This window comes from Alkalibacillus silvisoli (assembly GCF_039521975.1).
Classification (GTDB): domain Bacteria; phylum Bacillota; class Bacilli; order Bacillales; family Alkalibacillaceae; genus Alkalibacillus; species Alkalibacillus silvisoli.
Map to the genome: position 1 here is coordinate 1 of NZ_BAAACZ010000004.1, position 16,401 is coordinate 16,401.

Below are 16,401 nucleotides of genomic sequence, written 5' to 3' on the forward strand. Positions count from 1 at the left end.
TCGTTGGGCTGTATCTTTAAACGTTTTACCATGAATCGTTTCAAGCCCTATGGCTTGATTGAACTCTTGATTGGCGTTGATAACGATCGACAAGATCGTTGGTTTCGTAAAATCGTTTCCGGCAACTGATATGGTGACATTGATAGCGAGGTTTGCGGTACCAGATCATCGTAGGGCGATTGAATACCCGATTATGTTTAATTTTTTGCCAGCGATAATCATGAACCTTTTGAGTTGTTGTTTGGCATGCAGAACATGGCACGATCTCACGTGGCCGTTCAACGTAGATGTGATAATAGCCATTCTCTTCTCGCGTTTCAGTCACGTGAAAGCTTTCCAATCCAGGTAAGGTCATGTTATGATGCATATACACGCAGCTCCTTTGCTTTGTTTTGGTGGTATAAAACAAGGATAACAAATAAGGAGTTTGCGTGCTTTTTTTGTTTCAACAAACCGCTAAGTTGGTGTCAGGTGAGGAGCGTCGGTGGTGACGCCTGCGGGAACAGCACGCGTCTCGAGACCCCGCAGGCCACGCTTTTCGGCCGAGGAGGCTCGAGCCGTGCCCGCGGCAAGCATCCACCGTAAGCGGATCACCTGACGCCAACGGCCGCTATCATAACCACATCCTAAATTGTGTCTCTACCCCAACAAATATTTTAGAGCCATTCTTCAAGGGATACCACCACATTTAGTATAGAGCCTAAAGACATAAAAAAGCCCTCATAATGAATAATCATTCATGAGGGCTTCTTGGGTAAATGAGTAAGTATAAATTTTGTCTGATCTAGATAAGTGAAACTAAGCCTATGGTTCCGCCTAAAAGGCTAAGCAATCGGCTTAGTTTCTTTATAGTGACCCATAGGGGATTCGAACCCCTGTTACCGCCGTGAAAGGGCGGTGTCTTAACCACTTGACCAATGGGCCGATAATTTAATTAATAGTAGCGGCGGGGGGGATCGAACCCCCGACCTCACGGGTATGAACCGTACGCTCTCGCCAGCTGAGCTACACCGCCATGTAAGATAAATTTCTTTTGAGCACAAAAATTATAGTACAACACGTTGTCTAACATGTCAACATTATTTTTAAGCATTTCTACAGTAAAGTTCGAGGGATAATGTAAGAAACGCTTTAAATCCCCTTTTTTTGTTCACTAACACCGTCATAAATTGTTGTAAAAAAAGATAATAGGAATCGTGTTAACGGAATATAAGTCGAATGATTTTTAGTAACCAACCCTTTATTTTGACAAAGTTTTAGTCATAAATATGTTTGAATTTTCATATAAGGGGTGGTGACGAGAATGGATCGATTATCTAGAGTTACAGATTTAACAGATGGGTCAAGGTTCCAAAGGATTGGCCTATGGAGTCAATCAGTTAAAAGTTCTATTAGTCATTTGCTTTTTAACCGTGGGGTTTTACTTTATATATTGAGTTTCTTTTTAGGGAGAGCAATCGTGTTAACATCAATATCGCCGTTTGCATTAGCATTTTTAGCTACGGCGATCATCGCAAAAAGACAATTTGCTTTTCCGACATTTTTATTTGCTGTTGCTGGGGCAGTAACGGTTAGCTTTTCACATGCTTCTTATGTTTTGTTGTCTGGTTTACTATTGATGATGTTATATAAACAGTGGGTTCGTAAAGTAGAGAAGCGAGTAAAGTGGATGGCAATTGCAACGTTTATTAGTGTTGTTATGGGTCGTTTAATTGTACAAGCTATTTCTAGTTCAATCGTGATTTATGATGTGGCGATTTTCGCACTTGAAGGTTTATTAGCAAGCTTTCTATTAATGGTATTTATTCAATCATACCCGTTCTTAACATTAAAAGCACCGCGCTTAAAGTTAAAAGTTGAGGAAATGGTTTGTTTGGTTATATTATCGACTGCTGTATTGACTGGATTGGTTGGTCTATCTGTCTATGAATTATCATTTGAACAAATTGGTGCGATGTATTTTGTCATCATGACAGCGTTTATTGCAGGTGCGACTGTTGGCTCTGCTGTTGGTGTGATGGTGGGACTTATGCTTAGTTTAGTTAGTGCATTCCATTTGTATCAAGTCAGCTTATTAGCTTTAGCAGGCTTATTAGGTGGGTTAATGAAAGATGTGAATAAGTATGCAGTAACAATTGGTTTATTTGTTTCATCTTTTCTTATTGGAATGTATAACATTGAAGTTATTCCATTTGAGCAATTATTATTACAATCTGTTGTGGCGGCGGGCCTTTTTATGGTGACGCCGAAAGCTTTAACGACAAAGGTTGCTAAATATGTGCCTGGAACTGAAGAAGAAAAAGAAGAAAATGAACAGTATTTACAAAAAGTACGTGATGCTACTGCTAGTAGGGTTGAGCGGTTTTCAGAAATGTTTGAAGCGTTATCTCATAGTTTTGCTTATATTGATACTGATGGAAAACCGTCAGACCCTAGCAGTGATGTAGACGAATACTTGAGCCGAGTAACTGAAAAAACGTGCCAAACCTGTTTGAAAAAGCATTCTTGTTGGGTTAATAACTTTGATAGGACTTATCCGGTCTTACAACAAACGATTTTGGCTATTGAAGAGAATGATACATCGAATGTTAATTTTAATGCTGGTAAGCTAAAAAACTTTTGTGTGAAAACAGATCAAGTCGTTGATCAAATGCGATATGAACTGTCTTACTATAAGGCCAATAAACGTTTAAAGCAACAGGTTAAAGAAAGTCGCAAATTTGTATCAGAGCAATTAAATGGTGTTTCTGAAGTGATGAACAATTTTGCTAAAGAGATGGTCAAAGAGCGAGAAGAGTACTTTTGGCATGAACAGGAAATTCGCCGATTACTGGGTGAATATCATTTTTCATTAGAACATTTAGAGTTATTCTCAATTGATACTGGGAATGTTGATATAGAAATGACGATCTACTTTAATGATTATCGTGGTGAAGGAGAGAAAATTATTGCACCACTACTTTCTGATATGTTGGATGAAACGGTAGTTTTAGAAGAGGAGTCCCCAATAAATGAGCGTAATGGTGATCGGACTTTCACCTTTAGTTCCGTTAAAAATTTTCAATTAACTTCTGGTGTAGCACATGCGGCTAAGAAGGGTAATTTTTTATCTGGGGATAGTTATTTAATGTTAGAGCTAGGGAAGAGTCGTTTTGCTTTAGCAATTAGTGATGGTATGGGTAATGGTGAAAGGGCTTATCTTGAAAGCTCTGAAACGCTTAAATTGCTTAAACAGATTTTACAGTCGGGTATAAATGAGCAAGTCGCCTTGCAATCAATTAATTCTATTTTATCGTTAAGAACTTCAGATGAGATTTATGCGACATTAGATTTAGCTGTAATCGATTTACAAGAGCCATATGTTAACTTTTTGAAGATCGGTGCGATGGTAAGCTACATTAAACGTGGGCATTCTGTTTATCCTGTTGAGTCTGGAAATCTACCAATAGGGATTTTAGAAGAGTTCGAAGTAGACCCTGTGTATGAAGAGTTAAAAGATGGCGACTTACTTGTCTTGGTTAGTGATGGCATTTTAGAATCGATGAATTTTAGTGAAAATAAAGAAGCATGGCTTAAACGTAAGATTCGTGAAATTGAAACAGAAGACCCACAAGCTGTTGCGGACCTTGTGTTAGAAGAGACTATAAGGAGTAATCACGGACAGATTATAGATGATATGACAGTACTTGTAACCAAAGTAGAAAAAAGCAGGCCAAAATGGGCTTCATTTTCTCACGCAGCTTCAATATAAAAAGGTATATTCCCCTTTATTCATGTCAACAATGGTTTTAACAAGTAAGAGGAGGCGTTGGTATGAATAAGGGAACGGTTAGGCAAATTCTATTAATTACAGACGGGTGCTCAAACCAAGGTGAAGACCCAGTAGCAGTTTGTCAAAGAGTGGCACAAGAAGGCATTACTGTTAATGTAATTGGTGTGTTAGAAGACGATCAAACCGAAGATCCTGTTGGTTTAAAAGAAGTCAATGATATTGCAGATGCAGGTCATGGCATTAGTCGAATAGTTTATGCAGATGATCTGTCAGAAACCGTACAAATGGTAACTAAACAAGCCATGAACCAGACAATTCAAGGATATGTGAATAAAGAATTACAACAAATCTTTGGTCAAGAAACTAACGAAGAATCATTACCCCCTGAAACAAGGGGAGAAGTGCAAGAAGTGATGGAGGAATTAGGTGAAACATGTGATTTACAAGTACTCATTCTAGTCGATACGAGTGCTAGTATGCAAAATAAAATGTCTGCAGTTAAAGAGTCTTTAGATGATTTAATCTTAAGTTTAGATGCTCGAGCTGGCTCACATTACTTTTCAATCTATCAATTCCCAACCAGAAAGAAAGTCGTTAAAGAATTGTTGGAGTGGACAGATGATGGAAACCGCTTGTCAAAAATATTTCCAAAGTTCGCAGTAGGTGGTATCACACCGACAGGAGCAGCAATACGAGAAGCGGCGAAAGCGTTTCACGTTAATATGGGCGACGAAGTGATGAGAGGGGCAGCATATGATGTCGTCGATTCAACCTACCGTCAATCTTTATAAGGGTGACAAAATTAAAGGTGTTTGGAATCATCGCCAATACCGAATTGAGCGCCTATTAGGTGAAGGAGCTAGAGGTTCTACTTACTTAGCGTCAATGAATCAAGATTTTGTGGCATTAAAGATTAGTAAGGACCCGGCAGTTATAACTGCTGAATCCAATGTGTTAAGGAAGTTTAAGAAGGCCCAGGGCGTTAAGCTTGGGCCTTCTTTGTTAGACGTGGATGACAGTTATATTATTAACGGCGTCAAGTATAGCTTCTATGTCATGGAGTATGTTCAGGGTAAGACATTGAGTGAGAGTTTAATGAATATGGGACTAGACCAATTAGGAAGGGCTATGTCAGAACTGTTAAAAGCCTTAAATCACCTTCATTTATTAGGGTTTGTTTTTGGTGATTTAAAACCAGAAAATATTATTATAGAAAAACAAACAAATCAAGTTAGGCTAGTTGATGTGGGTGGTGTGACTAAGGTGGGGCGTGCCATCAGAGAATATACATCTTATTATGATCGGGGTTATTGGCGATTAGGTAGTCGGAAAGCTGATGCGAATTATGATTTATTTTCTCTTGCTGTTTGTATGATTCAAGCTGACCCTAACAATCGTTTAAAACGGGCTTCTAAAGACCGAGATCTATTAAAGTTATTATCACAGTGCCAAACGATTTTTCCATACCATTCTATTATTAAGAAAGCATTACTTGGGAAATATTCTAATGCATTGTCCATGAAGCATGAAATTGATTATATAAGAAAACGTATAGTTGATTCACCAGTGACAAGACAGTATTCTAGGACTAAGAAGGTAGAGATTGACCGAGCTGAAGTTATAAGTATTACAACGATTGTTGGATTACATTTGTCGATTCTTTATTTAATAATGTAAGGGCTATAGTCCTTTGATTGAATGACTGAACCATATAATGATACGATGTAAAGGTGATTTAAAAAGCAAACTAAAAGGCGGATTTGCTTATGAAAAATGACGTATTAGGCTTTGTTAAGGAGAATAATTTGTTCAATCAAGGGGACTCTTTATTTCTAGCAGTATCAGGCGGGTCAGATTCCATGGCGATGTTACATTTCTTCGCACAAATACAAGAAACTATGGATTTAAATTTAGTGACTTTAACTGTCGATCATCAATTACGCGGGGGAGAATCGAGAGAGGATACGTTGTTTGTTAAGTCTCAGTCAGAATCACTGTCGATTCCTTGTGAGATTTTATCAGTCGACGTAAGAGAATATCAAGCGAAGTTCCAAGTTGGTGTGCAAGAAGCAGCTAGAAATTTGAGGTATGAAGCGTTTAAACGAATTGTAAAAGACTCAGGTAAGCTAGTGTTAGCACATCATGGTGATGATCAAGTTGAAACAATGTTTATGCAACTTGCTAAAGGCGTGGTGCCTTTTGGAATGAAAACATACAATAATATGCTTGGTATGACTATTATTCGCCCATTTTTATCAGTGACAAAGGACGAATTACTTCATTATATTGAAGAAGAGTCTATTTCATATCGAGAAGATCCCTCTAACAGTGAAGAATCCTATACGAGGAATCGATTTAGACATCACTTATTACCATTTATAAAAAATGAAAATAACAGTATACATATTAGTGCAAACCGTTTACACCATCAACTAGCTGATGATGAAGCGTTTTTGGTTGAAATGGCTCGTAAAGAAATGGAATCAATTAGCCAATTTTGTGAACATAAAGTGACCTTTTCGGTTAATTTATATAGGAATTTACCTCAACCTTTACAAAGAAGAGGCTTTCATCTAATATTAAATTATCTTAGTGTAAACAAAATTAGAAATCATGATTATTTTCCTTCCTTTATTGAGTGGCTCTCATCTAATCAAGCAAATAGTGAGTGGTCTCCTAATGGGGAATGGAAAGCGGTTAAAACTTACGACCAGTGTACGATTACAACCTTCTTAGAAGCTGTAGAACCTTATCATTTTGAACTCAATATAAATGAACATGTTAAACTCCCGAATGGCTGGAAGATTAAGCTTGAGGAAGTGACACAGGAAAATATTGGGGCGGACATGTTTAATGAAGCGATGTATATTTGTGGTACAGAAATGGTTAATTTACCGTTAACGGTTCGTACTCGTCAACCTGGAGATCGAATAAGACCATTAGGATTAAAAGGGCGTAAAAAAGTAAAAGATATATTTATCGATGAAAAAATCGCAAAAACACAAAGGGATTTATGGCCTATAGTCGAAAGTAATCAAGGGGAAATATTTTGGATTCCTTTTATAAGCAAGAGCCATCTTGCTAATCAAATTGGCACTTCAAATTACAAACTAACTATAGAAGTTGAGCAGAATTAGGGGGATTGGTTGTGCATAATGAAATTGAGGAAGTTCTGATCTCTGAAGAAAAAATTCAGGAAAAAGCTAAGGAGCTAGGTGAAAAGATCACAAAAGAATTCGATGGTAAGTTTCCTTTAGCAATTGGTGTATTAAAAGGTGCTATGCCTTTTATGAATGATTTATTAAAACGTGTTGATACACACGTTGAAATCGACTTTATGGATGTATCAAGCTATGGTGGTGGTATGGAGTCTTCAGGAGAGGTTAGAATTGTGAAGGACTTAGATACTCAAGTTAATGGTCGCGATTTACTAATTATTGAAGACATCATTGATAGTGGCTTAACTTTAAGTTACTTAGTCGATTTATTCAAATACCGCCAAGCTAAATCAATTACAATTGTTACATTGTTAGACAAGCCATCAGGTCGTAAAGGCGATATTTTTGCAGATATTGTAGGGTTTGAAGTACCTGATGCTTTTGTTGTTGGTTATGGACTTGATTATCAAGAGAAATATCGTAATTTGCCTTATATTGGTGTATTAAAAAAAGAAATATATTCGTAGGACTATAATATAAATAGCTAATAGGGTTGTACATAGCTATTGTTTGAGTCTGAAAAAAACTTTGTGGTAGTATAAGTTTAGTTTTGTCGTTTAGGAGGAGGTAAGTGATGAATCGGGTGTTCCGAAATACCATATTTTACTTAATTATATTTCTAGTTGTCATCGGGATTATCGGTATGTTAAATGATCCGGGTCCAGAAACGGAACAGCTCAATTATAATGAGTTCCAAGAGGCTTTAGAAGCTGGCCAAATTGAAGAGATGACATTACAATACACGAACTTTGCTTATGATGTTCGTGGGGAGTATAGATCGCCTGAAACGAATCAATTAGAGGCGTTTAGAGCAGAAATCCCATCCACTGAAGATGAAGTAAATAATGTGATGGATGTTGCTAGTGAACAAGGACTAGTGAGTGTTGAAGCGGCTGAAGAGCCAAGTGCTTGGGCACGATTCTTTACAACGCTAATCCCATTTTTAATTATCTTTATTTTATTCTTCTTCTTACTTAGCCAAATGCAAGGCGGCGGTGGCCGTATGATGAACTTCGGTAAGAGTAAGGCGAAGATGTATACAGAAGATAAGAAGCAGACGAAGTTTAATGAAGTAGCTGGTGCAGATGAGGAGAAACAAGAATTAGTTGAAGTTGTGGAATTCTTGAAAGATCCAAGGAAATTCGCTGAACTAGGAGCACGAATTCCAAAAGGAGTTTTATTAGTTGGTCCTCCTGGTACTGGTAAGACACTATTAGCCAAAGCAGTGGCTGGTGAAGCAGGGGTACCATTCTTCTCTATTAGTGGTTCTGACTTCGTTGAGATGTTCGTTGGTGTTGGTGCATCACGTGTTCGTGATTTATTTGAAAATGCGAAGAAAAATGCACCTTGTATTATATTTATTGATGAGATTGACGCTGTTGGTCGTCAACGTGGTGCTGGTGTTGGTGGAGGACACGATGAGCGTGAACAAACCTTAAACCAGTTGCTAGTTGAGATGGATGGTTTCGGTGTTAACGAAGGTATTATTATGATGGCAGCAACAAACCGTCCTGACATTTTAGACCCAGCTTTATTACGTCCTGGCCGTTTTGACCGTCAAATCCCGGTTAACACGCCTGATGTTAAAGGTCGTCAAGAAGTTCTAAAAGTACACGCAAGAAACAAGCCATTTGGTGATTCAGTTGACCTTAAAGCCATTGCTTTAAGAACACCAGGATTCTCTGGTGCAGATTTAGAGAACTTACTAAACGAAGCAGCATTAGTTGCAGCGCGTGGTAATAAGAAGAAAATCGAAATGGAACACGTTGATGAAGCGATAGACCGTGTGATCGCTGGTCCTGCTAAGAAGAGCCGTGTCATTTCTGCGAAAGAGAAAAACATTGTCGCCTATCACGAGAGCGGACATACAGTTATTGGTATGGTGCTTGATGAAGCGGATATGGTGCACAAAGTTACCATTGTACCAAGAGGTCAAGCAGGTGGTTATGCCGTAATGCTACCGAAAGAAGACCGTTACTTCCAGACAAAGCCAGAACTGCTTGATAAGATTACAGGTCTCTTAGGTGGTCGTGTTGCTGAGGAGGTTATTTTCAATGAGGCTAGTACTGGAGCCCATAACGACTTCCAACGTGCAACAGGCATTGCCCGTAAGATGGTTACTGAGTTTGGTATGAGTGATAAGCTTGGACCGTTACAGTTTGGAAGCAGTGGTGGCCAAGTATTCTTAGGTAAAGACATTCAAAATGAGCCAAACTATAGTGATCAAATTGCTTACATTATTGACCAAGAAATCCAAAGTATTATTAAATCGTGTTATGAGCGGGCGAAGCAGATTTTAACTGAACACCAAGAACAGTTAGAATTAATTGCCAAAACGCTATTAGAAGTTGAAACGTTAGATGCTCGCCAAATTAAAGGTCTATTTGAAGAGGGTGTTCTACCTGAACCTTTAGAAGAAGATGATGAAGAAGATCATACATCTGATTCAGAACGCCAGTCTTCAACTGAAGATGACACAAATACAAACATTAGCTCAGACGATCAATCACAAAGCGAATCTGATTCAGATGTTAAAGTTAATATCCAAAGTAAAGAAGAGGACCATGAATCAGATCAACCTTCAGATGATCAAAATTCTGAAGAAGACCGCCGTAAAGAGTAATGTTAAACATGTAAAACTACCCCCTAGAGTAGGGGGTAGTTTTTTGTTCACTTTTGAAGCTTAAATTAAGATAAAAGGTTGAGCCTAGTGAAAGTTTTTCGTACTGCTCACAATAGGTTAAGCGACAAATTTTAATTATTTTGTGATATGATTTACGATGAGTAACAATTACAATTAAATCAAAACTAAGATAAAAGGTTATAGAAATGGTGTGAACTTATGATCTTTGTACTAGATGTGGGAAATACAAATACAGTAATGGGTGTTTTTGATGACGGGGAATTAACCTATCAATGGCGAGTTGCAACTGATCGGTATAAAACCGAAGATGAATATGCGATGGAAGTCAAAGCATTGTTGCAACATCATAATTTATCATTTAGTGATTTTCATGCAGCTATTATATCGTCTGTTGTACCACCAATTATGTTTGCGCTGGAGAAGATGTGCAAACGATATTTTAATTTAATGCCGATGGTTGTTGGCGCAGGGGGTGTTGACGCTAGTTTAAAACTGGTCTATCCAAATCCTAAAGAGATTGGAGCTGACCGAATTGTTAATGCGGTTGGTGCTATTAAAGAATATGGAGCACCATTAGTCATTATCGATTTTGGAACGGCTACGACATATTGTTATGTTAATGAGCATGAAGAGTATGTAGGTGGCGCGATTGCCCCTGGGATCAATATATCAACAGAAGCCTTATATTCTAAGGCAGCTAAATTACCACGGATTGAAATTACAAGGCCAGAGCAAGTTGTTGGATCCTCAACAGTTGAAGCGATGCAGTCGGGAATTTTCTTTGGTTATGTCGGTCAAGTAGATGAGGTAGTTGAGCGTTTTAAAGCACAAGCTAACGAAACCCCGACTGTCGTTGCAACAGGTGGGTTATCGAAGCTAATTGGCAAAGGTTCAAGAACAATTGATTATGTCGATACAGAGTTAACATTAAAAGGATTATATGAAATTTATCGTGCTAACAAGGAAGGTGACATAAGTGAGTGATTATTTAATTAAAGCAACGGCATTTAACTCTCAAGTACGTGCCTATGCCATTGAATCAACAGGTTTAGTTAATGAAGCTTGCGAAAGGCAAGATACTTGGCCAACAGCATCAGCAGCTTTAGGTCGTACGATTACAATCACAGCGATGATGGGTTCAATGTTAAAAGGTGATAATAAATTAACCGTTAAGTTAGAAGGTGACGGTCCGATTGGTGCTATTGTGGCTGATGGTAATGCAAAAGGTGAAGTAAGAGGCTATGTTAAAAAACCCCATGTTGATTTTGAGTCGAATGAACACGGGAAGTTAGATGTTCGTCGGGCAGTTGGGACAAACGGGTCATTAAGTGTTGTTAAAGACCTAGGGATGAAAAACAATTTCACTGGTCAAGTGCCAATTGTCTCAGGTGAAGTAAGTGAAGATTTTACTTACTATTTCGTAACGTCTGAACAAGTACCATCAGCAGTAGGAGCAGGTGTGTTAGTTGATACAGATTATTCGATTTTAGCAGCTGGTGGTTTTATTATCCAAATGATGCCAGGTGCAACGGAAGAAACGATTTCTTTAGTTGAGCAACGGATTGGACAAATACCTGCAATCTCGACTCAAATTCAAGAAGGTAAGACACCAGAAGATATATTAGGCACCTTTTTCGAGGGTGCTGAATGGCATATAATTGAGCGCCAAGACGTTTTATTTCAATGTTTTTGTTCAAAAGAAAGAACTGAAGAGGTTATTGCGACATTAGGAAGTGAAGAAATTGAAGATATGATCGAAAAAGATGGTGGAGCAGAAGCAACATGCCATTTCTGTAATCAAGTTTACACTTTAACAGCTGAAGACCTAGAACGGTTAAAGAAATAGTTATAGCCACAAGTGAAAAGGAGGCATCCTAATGCAATCCCAAATCGGTAAGACAACTTCACCATTGAACTTCACCCAACAGACAAATGTTATGGGGATCTTAAATGTTACACCGGATTCCTTTTCTGATGGTGGGAAGTTTAATGAGGTGGATGAGGCAGTTAAACAAGCTAAATTGATGGAAGATCACGGAGCTCATATGATAGATGTTGGTGGTGAGTCAACTCGCCCTGGGCATACACCGGTTTCGTTTGAAGAAGAGATTGAGCGTGTTGTGCCAATTATAAAAGGCCTTAACCAAGTGATTGACACGCCAATTTCTGTTGATACTTATAAAGCTAAAACAGCTGAAGCAGCTTTAAGTGCAGGGGCGTCAATGATTAATGATATCTGGGGGGCGAAATATGATCCGGAAATCGCAGCGGTAGCTAAGTCACATCATGCCCCTATTATTTTAATGCATAATCAAGACGAACCGGACTATGACGATATTATAGACGATATGAAATCATCTTTGTATGAATCGATTAATATCGCTAAACAACATGGTGTCTCAGACCATCAAATTATTTTAGACCCTGGTGTTGGTTTCGGTAAAACTCATCAGCATAACTTGCTTGTCATGAGGCGCCTAGACGAATTGAAAGCTTTAGGTTATCCAATTCTTCTAGGGACTTCTAGAAAGTCTATTGTTGGGAAAGCTCTAGATTTACCAGTAGATGAACGTTTAGCAGGAACAATTGCGACTGTTTGCCAAGGCATAGCTCAAGGTGCTGATATTGTCCGTGTCCATGATGTAGAAGAAGTGGCTAGGGCGACGAAAATGATGGATGTCATGATTGGTAAAGGTGGTCTTAAACGTGGATAAGATTATGTTAAATGGCCTAATGTTTTACGGTTACCATGGTCTGTTTCCAGAAGAGAATAAATTAGGTCAACGTTTTACTGTAGATTTAGTATTAAAATGTGACTTAAGTTTAGCTGGTAGGTCAGATCAAATGACTGACAGTATTGATTACGGTCAAGTATATGAAGTAGCTAAGTCTGTTGTCGAAGGTGAAGCTAAAAATTTAATTGAAGCAGTCGCTGAGGAAATAGCTCAAAAAATGTTCCGAACATTTGCGAGTTTAGAAGCCATTACAATTAAAGTTGATAAGCCAGGGCCTCCAATCCCCGGTTATTATCAATCAGCAGCTGTTGAGATTGAACGGGAGCGTCATTATGCAGAATGAAGTTTATATCGCATTAGGCTCAAACATCGAACCGAGAGAGTCTTTTATAGAACAGGCAATTGATCGATTGGATCAACATAAGGAAATTACCGTTTTGAAATCTTCACCTGTTTACCAAACGAAGCCGGTTGGTTATACTAAACAAGGTCAGTTTCTAAATATGGTTATATTAGTAGAAACGGGCCTTCCACCTTCAGCACTACTAAACACAACACAAACAATCGAACAGCAACTAGGAAGAGAACGAGACATACGTTTTGGTCCGAGAACGATCGATATAGATATACTTTTATACGGTGAGGAAAAAGTCGATTTAGAACAATTATCAATTCCACACCCACGAATGACAGAGCGGGCATTTGTTTTAGTTCCGTTATGTGCTCTAAATGAGAGCCTTATAATCAAAGGACAAACGATTCGTTCTTTCATTGATCAGTTGGACGATCATGAATTAAGAGGTGTTGAGTTATATAATAATGTTGGGTGTGCCGCATCAGGAAACCCTTGGACTATCTAGAGTGGATCCAAGTATTTAGAGACAGCGAATTAATTGGAAAAACAGCTGCTTGTAAAAAGTAGAAGTACGTGAGCTTCAATAGAAAGCTTATTTAAGCTTAAAGCAGCTATTATGATAATGAGATAGCATGCTTAGTACTAGAAAGAAGCTTTAGATTAACCAATGTGAGATTAATGAGCAGTTATTAGAAATATTATATTGAGTTTGTTGAACAATTAATAGGCCGAGTTGTTGCATCCTAATGAAGGATTGGTACTATTAAATATAGAATATATAGTTATTAATTGAGGTGAATATTGTGTCAGAAGAGTTAAATGACCAAATTAAAACTCGAATTGAAAAGCTTAAAGCTCTTAAAGAAGCTGGAGTGAACCCGTTCGGTGATAAGTTTGAGCGTACGCATTTAGCTAAAGACTTAAATGAAGCGTTTGATCAATTCTCCAAAGAAGACTTAGAGGAGAAGGAAGCAGAAACTTCTGTAACAATTGCTGGACGTATTATGACTAAGCGCGGGAAAGGTAAAGCAGGCTTTGCTCATATTCAAGACTTATCTGGACAAATTCAGATTTACGTTCGTAAAGACCGTATTGGTGAGGAAGCTTACGAAGTGTTTGGATCAGCTGATCTTGGCGATATTGTTGGAATTTCAGGAGTTATGTTTAAAACTAAAGTAGGGGAATTATCAGTTAAAGCTGATTCCTTTGAGTTCTTAACAAAGTCACTAAGGCCATTACCAGAGAAATTCCACGGCTTAAAAGACGTTGAACAACGTTACCGCCAACGTTATTTAGATTTGATTACGAATTTAGAGAGCCGTGATACGTTTGTATTACGAAGCAAGATCTTACAATCTATGCGACGTTATTTAGATGATCGTGGCTTCTTAGAGGTTGAAACACCAATGATGCACTCTATACCTGGTGGTGCTTCTGCTCGCCCGTTTGAAACACACCATAACGCTTTAGATATTCCTTTATATATGAGAATTGCAATCGAACTTCACTTAAAGCGTCTAATTGTCGGTGGTATGGAGAAGGTTTATGAAATTGGGAGAGTATTCCGTAATGAAGGTGTATCAACACGCCATAACCCTGAATTTACGATGATTGAGTTATATGAGGCGTATGCTGATTACCATGATATCATGGACTTAACAGAAAACTTGGTTGCACACATTGCTAAGGACGTCCTTGGTACAACATCAGTGGAGTATGGTGAAGATGTAGTAAATCTAGCGCCTAATTGGAAGAGATGGCATATGGTAGATGCTGTAAAAGAATATACAGGTGTAGACTTCTTTGAAGAGATGACTGATGAGAAGGCTTATGAAATGGCTAAAGAGCAAGGCGTTGAAGTAGACTCTAACATGACATTTGGCCATATCGTTAATGAGGTCTTTGAACAGAAAGTAGAAGAACACCTAGTACAACCTACGTTTATTTATGGACATCCAGTTGAAATCTCTCCGTTGGCTAAAAAGAATGAAGAAGATGGTCGTTTTACTGACCGCTTTGAATTATTTATTGTAGGAAGAGAACATGCGAATGCGTTCTCTGAACTGAACGATCCGATTGATCAGAGAAAACGTTTTGAAGACCAAGTAAAAGAACGTGATGCTGGAAATGATGAAGCGCATCTAATGGATGAAGACTTTTTAGAATCTCTAGAGTATGGCATGCCGCCAACTGGAGGTTTAGGTATTGGTGTTGATCGTTTAGTCATGTTGTTAACTAACTCGGCGTCAATTCGTGATGTACTGTTATTCCCACAAATGAGAAACCGCTCATAATAATATGTATAGAATATAAAGCTACTTGTAAACACTATGAGAGGTGATTACAAGTAGCTTTTTTAATGGTTGTTTAAAGTATATAAAGATCACCAAATTGTTATTTAGAAAGTTAGGGTGTTTAGTGGCACTTCAACAACTATAGGCTGGATGACTTCCTATATTACATTTTGGTGGTAAGTCATGATTGTCCTAAACCTAATAAACCGTTAATAACATTACTGTTGAATAGCGGGAGCTTGTGTGGGTTTAATCTTGTAATAAAGGAGATATTTCGTTAATTACCAAAGAAAATACCGATCACACTTAGTTACGAAAAGGGTTAAGGAGCAGAATTTTAATTGTTAGTACTGAATTGTTGGGTCGTGGTGAGTTTAGGGTGTTTATATTATGATCAGCTAAATCCAAAATAGTCCTGTTGAAGATGGAGAAATCATCATCTCATTGCAGAAGCAATTAATGTGCTTGTGGCTATCTTAAGGTAAATAGTAAACACAGGTGCAAAACTACTTGTGAAACCAATACCAGGACACTAGACAGTTTTGTGTTAGAGAGGATTCAATGAAGCAGGCTTTACATTAATAGCAACTTTGAGCTTCAATAAAGTTATTGAAAAAACGATCATTTTTCAGAATTAAGGAACTTCAAAAAACCTATTGCTTAATACTATTAACCGTGATAAATTATTAATTGTCGCATTGAGGGAGACACCTTAAAAAAAGCTAACCAAGTAAGTGAGCTAAGCGACAAAATAGTTATTGACTTAAGAGTCAAAACTTGATATATTATAAGAGTCGCTTTTTTGCGACCGACACAAAACAACAAATGTGTTCAAACATTTCAAAAAAAGTTGTTGACTTCATACCTTTTAAATGTTAAATTAGTTGAGTCGCTTTTTTGAAGTGGCGCACAACAACACAAAAGTTGTTATTTAAAAATATAAAAAGTTGTTGACGAAATGTTTTCATCTTGTTATATTAATAAAGTCGCTTTTTGAAGCGGCGCACTTCGAACCTTGAAAACTAAACAAAATAGCCTGTCGTCAATTCTGGTTTTCTTCTTATTGACTTGTAGAAGAAAACAAAGAGATGACATTAAACGAGTCAATCAAACACTTTTATGGAGAGTTTGATCCTGGCTCAGGACGAACGCTGGCGGCGTGCCTAATACATGCAAGTCGAGCGCGGGAAGCAGACTGAATCTCATCTGAGAGGACGTTTGTGGAACGAGCGGCGGACGGGTGAGTAACACGTGGGCAACCTGCCTGTAAGACTGGGATAACTCCGGGAAACCGGGGCTAATACCGGATAACGTATAGAACCGCCTGGTTCTGTGTTGAAAGATGGCTCTGCTATCACTTACAGATGGGCCCGCGGCGCATTA

The 16,401-nt window shown here is 38.2% G+C and carries 13 protein-coding genes, 2 tRNA genes and 1 rRNA gene; 13 read left to right on the forward strand and 3 right to left on the reverse strand.

Translation table 11 applies throughout. The features are described from left to right. Positions 1-40 precede the first annotated feature (40 nt). The 3 genes from ABDZ63_RS15815 to ABDZ63_RS02135 all read right to left on the reverse strand — a co-directional run bounded on the left by ABDZ63_RS15815 (position 41) and on the right by ABDZ63_RS02135 (position 1,015). On the reverse strand, positions 41-367 hold the full coding sequence (locus tag ABDZ63_RS15815) for a transposase family protein (RefSeq protein ID WP_425541930.1): 327 nt from the start codon (positions 365-367) through the stop codon (positions 41-43). A gap of 485 nt (positions 368-852) precedes the next feature. Next, positions 853-924, reverse strand: a tRNA-Glu gene (locus ABDZ63_RS02130). 17 nt (positions 925-941) lie between these two features. Then, a tRNA-Met gene (locus ABDZ63_RS02135) sits at positions 942-1,015 on the reverse strand. Between the two features lie 288 nt (positions 1,016-1,303). Between ABDZ63_RS02135 and spoIIE the strand changes: the two genes are divergently transcribed. The 13 genes from spoIIE to ABDZ63_RS02200 form a co-directional block, all read left to right on the forward strand. Further along, on the forward strand, positions 1,304-3,751 hold the full coding sequence (spoIIE, locus tag ABDZ63_RS02140; protein ID WP_343781466.1) for a stage II sporulation protein E: 2,448 nt from the start codon (positions 1,304-1,306) through the stop codon (positions 3,749-3,751). Between the two features lie 62 nt (positions 3,752-3,813). Beyond that, positions 3,814-4,563 (forward strand): vWA domain-containing protein, encoded by a 750-nt coding sequence (locus ABDZ63_RS02145; protein ID WP_343781467.1) that lies wholly within the window; start codon positions 3,814-3,816, stop codon positions 4,561-4,563. Then, positions 4,529-5,449 (forward strand): serine/threonine protein kinase, encoded by a 921-nt coding sequence (locus ABDZ63_RS02150; protein ID WP_343781468.1) that lies wholly within the window; start codon positions 4,529-4,531, stop codon positions 5,447-5,449. Before ABDZ63_RS02145 ends, ABDZ63_RS02150 begins: the two co-directional genes overlap by 35 nt. 89 nt (positions 5,450-5,538) lie before the next feature. After that, positions 5,539-6,909 carry a tRNA lysidine(34) synthetase TilS gene (gene tilS, locus ABDZ63_RS02155; protein WP_343781469.1) on the forward strand — a complete coding sequence of 457 codons (1,371 nt, stop codon included), beginning with the start codon at positions 5,539-5,541 and terminating at the stop codon, positions 6,907-6,909. A gap of 11 nt (positions 6,910-6,920) precedes the next feature. Beyond that, on the forward strand, positions 6,921-7,457 hold the full coding sequence (gene hpt, locus ABDZ63_RS02160; RefSeq protein WP_343781470.1) for a hypoxanthine phosphoribosyltransferase: 537 nt from the start codon (positions 6,921-6,923) through the stop codon (positions 7,455-7,457). A gap of 107 nt (positions 7,458-7,564) precedes the next feature. Continuing rightward, positions 7,565-9,613 (forward strand): ATP-dependent zinc metalloprotease FtsH, encoded by a 2,049-nt coding sequence (gene ftsH, locus ABDZ63_RS02165; RefSeq protein ID WP_343781471.1) that lies wholly within the window; start codon positions 7,565-7,567, stop codon positions 9,611-9,613. Between the two features lie 219 nt (positions 9,614-9,832). After that, positions 9,833-10,618: a type III pantothenate kinase gene (locus ABDZ63_RS02170; protein ID WP_343781472.1), complete on the forward strand. Its 786-nt coding sequence runs from the start codon at positions 9,833-9,835 to the stop codon at positions 10,616-10,618. Further along, entirely contained in the window at positions 10,611-11,480 is an 870-nt protein-coding gene (gene hslO, locus ABDZ63_RS02175) for an Hsp33 family molecular chaperone HslO (protein WP_343781474.1), read from the forward strand. Before ABDZ63_RS02170 ends, hslO begins: the two co-directional genes overlap by 8 nt. Before the next feature lie 31 nt (positions 11,481-11,511). Then, positions 11,512-12,348: a dihydropteroate synthase gene (gene folP, locus ABDZ63_RS02180; RefSeq protein WP_343781475.1), complete on the forward strand. Its 837-nt coding sequence runs from the start codon at positions 11,512-11,514 to the stop codon at positions 12,346-12,348. Beyond that, positions 12,341-12,712 carry a dihydroneopterin aldolase gene (gene folB, locus ABDZ63_RS02185; protein WP_343781477.1) on the forward strand — a complete coding sequence of 124 codons (372 nt, stop codon included), beginning with the start codon at positions 12,341-12,343 and terminating at the stop codon, positions 12,710-12,712. The genes folP and folB overlap by 8 nt, the downstream gene beginning before the upstream one ends. Next, complete coding sequence (folK, locus tag ABDZ63_RS02190; RefSeq protein ID WP_343781478.1) at positions 12,702-13,229, forward strand: 2-amino-4-hydroxy-6-hydroxymethyldihydropteridine diphosphokinase; 528 nt, start codon at positions 12,702-12,704, stop codon at positions 13,227-13,229. The genes folB and folK overlap by 11 nt, the downstream gene beginning before the upstream one ends. Positions 13,230-13,527: 298 nt before the next feature. Next, positions 13,528-15,018, forward strand: coding sequence for a lysine--tRNA ligase (gene lysS / locus ABDZ63_RS02195; protein ID WP_343781479.1), 1,491 nt, complete (start codon positions 13,528-13,530; stop codon positions 15,016-15,018). A 1,116-nt stretch (positions 15,019-16,134) separates the two neighbouring features. Next, positions 16,135-16,401, forward strand: a 16S ribosomal RNA gene (locus ABDZ63_RS02200); the annotation flags it as partial.

What these genes read in the sequence shown, in the direction of transcription:
- ABDZ63_RS15815 (WP_425541930.1), bottom strand. Translation starts at nt 367, where the DNA reads ATGCATCATAACATGACCTTACCTGGATTGGAAAGCTTTCACGTGACT.
- spoIIE (WP_343781466.1), top strand. Translation starts at nt 1,304, where the DNA reads ATGGATCGATTATCTAGAGTTACAGATTTAACAGATGGGTCAAGGTTC.
- ABDZ63_RS02145 (WP_343781467.1), top strand. Translation starts at nt 3,814, where the DNA reads ATGAATAAGGGAACGGTTAGGCAAATTCTATTAATTACAGACGGGTGC.
- ABDZ63_RS02150 (WP_343781468.1), top strand. Translation starts at nt 4,529, where the DNA reads ATGTCGTCGATTCAACCTACCGTCAATCTTTATAAGGGTGACAAAATT.
- tilS (WP_343781469.1), top strand. Translation starts at nt 5,539, where the DNA reads ATGAAAAATGACGTATTAGGCTTTGTTAAGGAGAATAATTTGTTCAAT.
- ftsH (WP_343781471.1), top strand. Translation starts at nt 7,565, where the DNA reads ATGAATCGGGTGTTCCGAAATACCATATTTTACTTAATTATATTTCTA.
- ABDZ63_RS02170 (WP_343781472.1), top strand. Translation starts at nt 9,833, where the DNA reads ATGATCTTTGTACTAGATGTGGGAAATACAAATACAGTAATGGGTGTT.
- folP (WP_343781475.1), top strand. Translation starts at nt 11,512, where the DNA reads ATGCAATCCCAAATCGGTAAGACAACTTCACCATTGAACTTCACCCAA.
- folK (WP_343781478.1), top strand. Translation starts at nt 12,702, where the DNA reads ATGCAGAATGAAGTTTATATCGCATTAGGCTCAAACATCGAACCGAGA.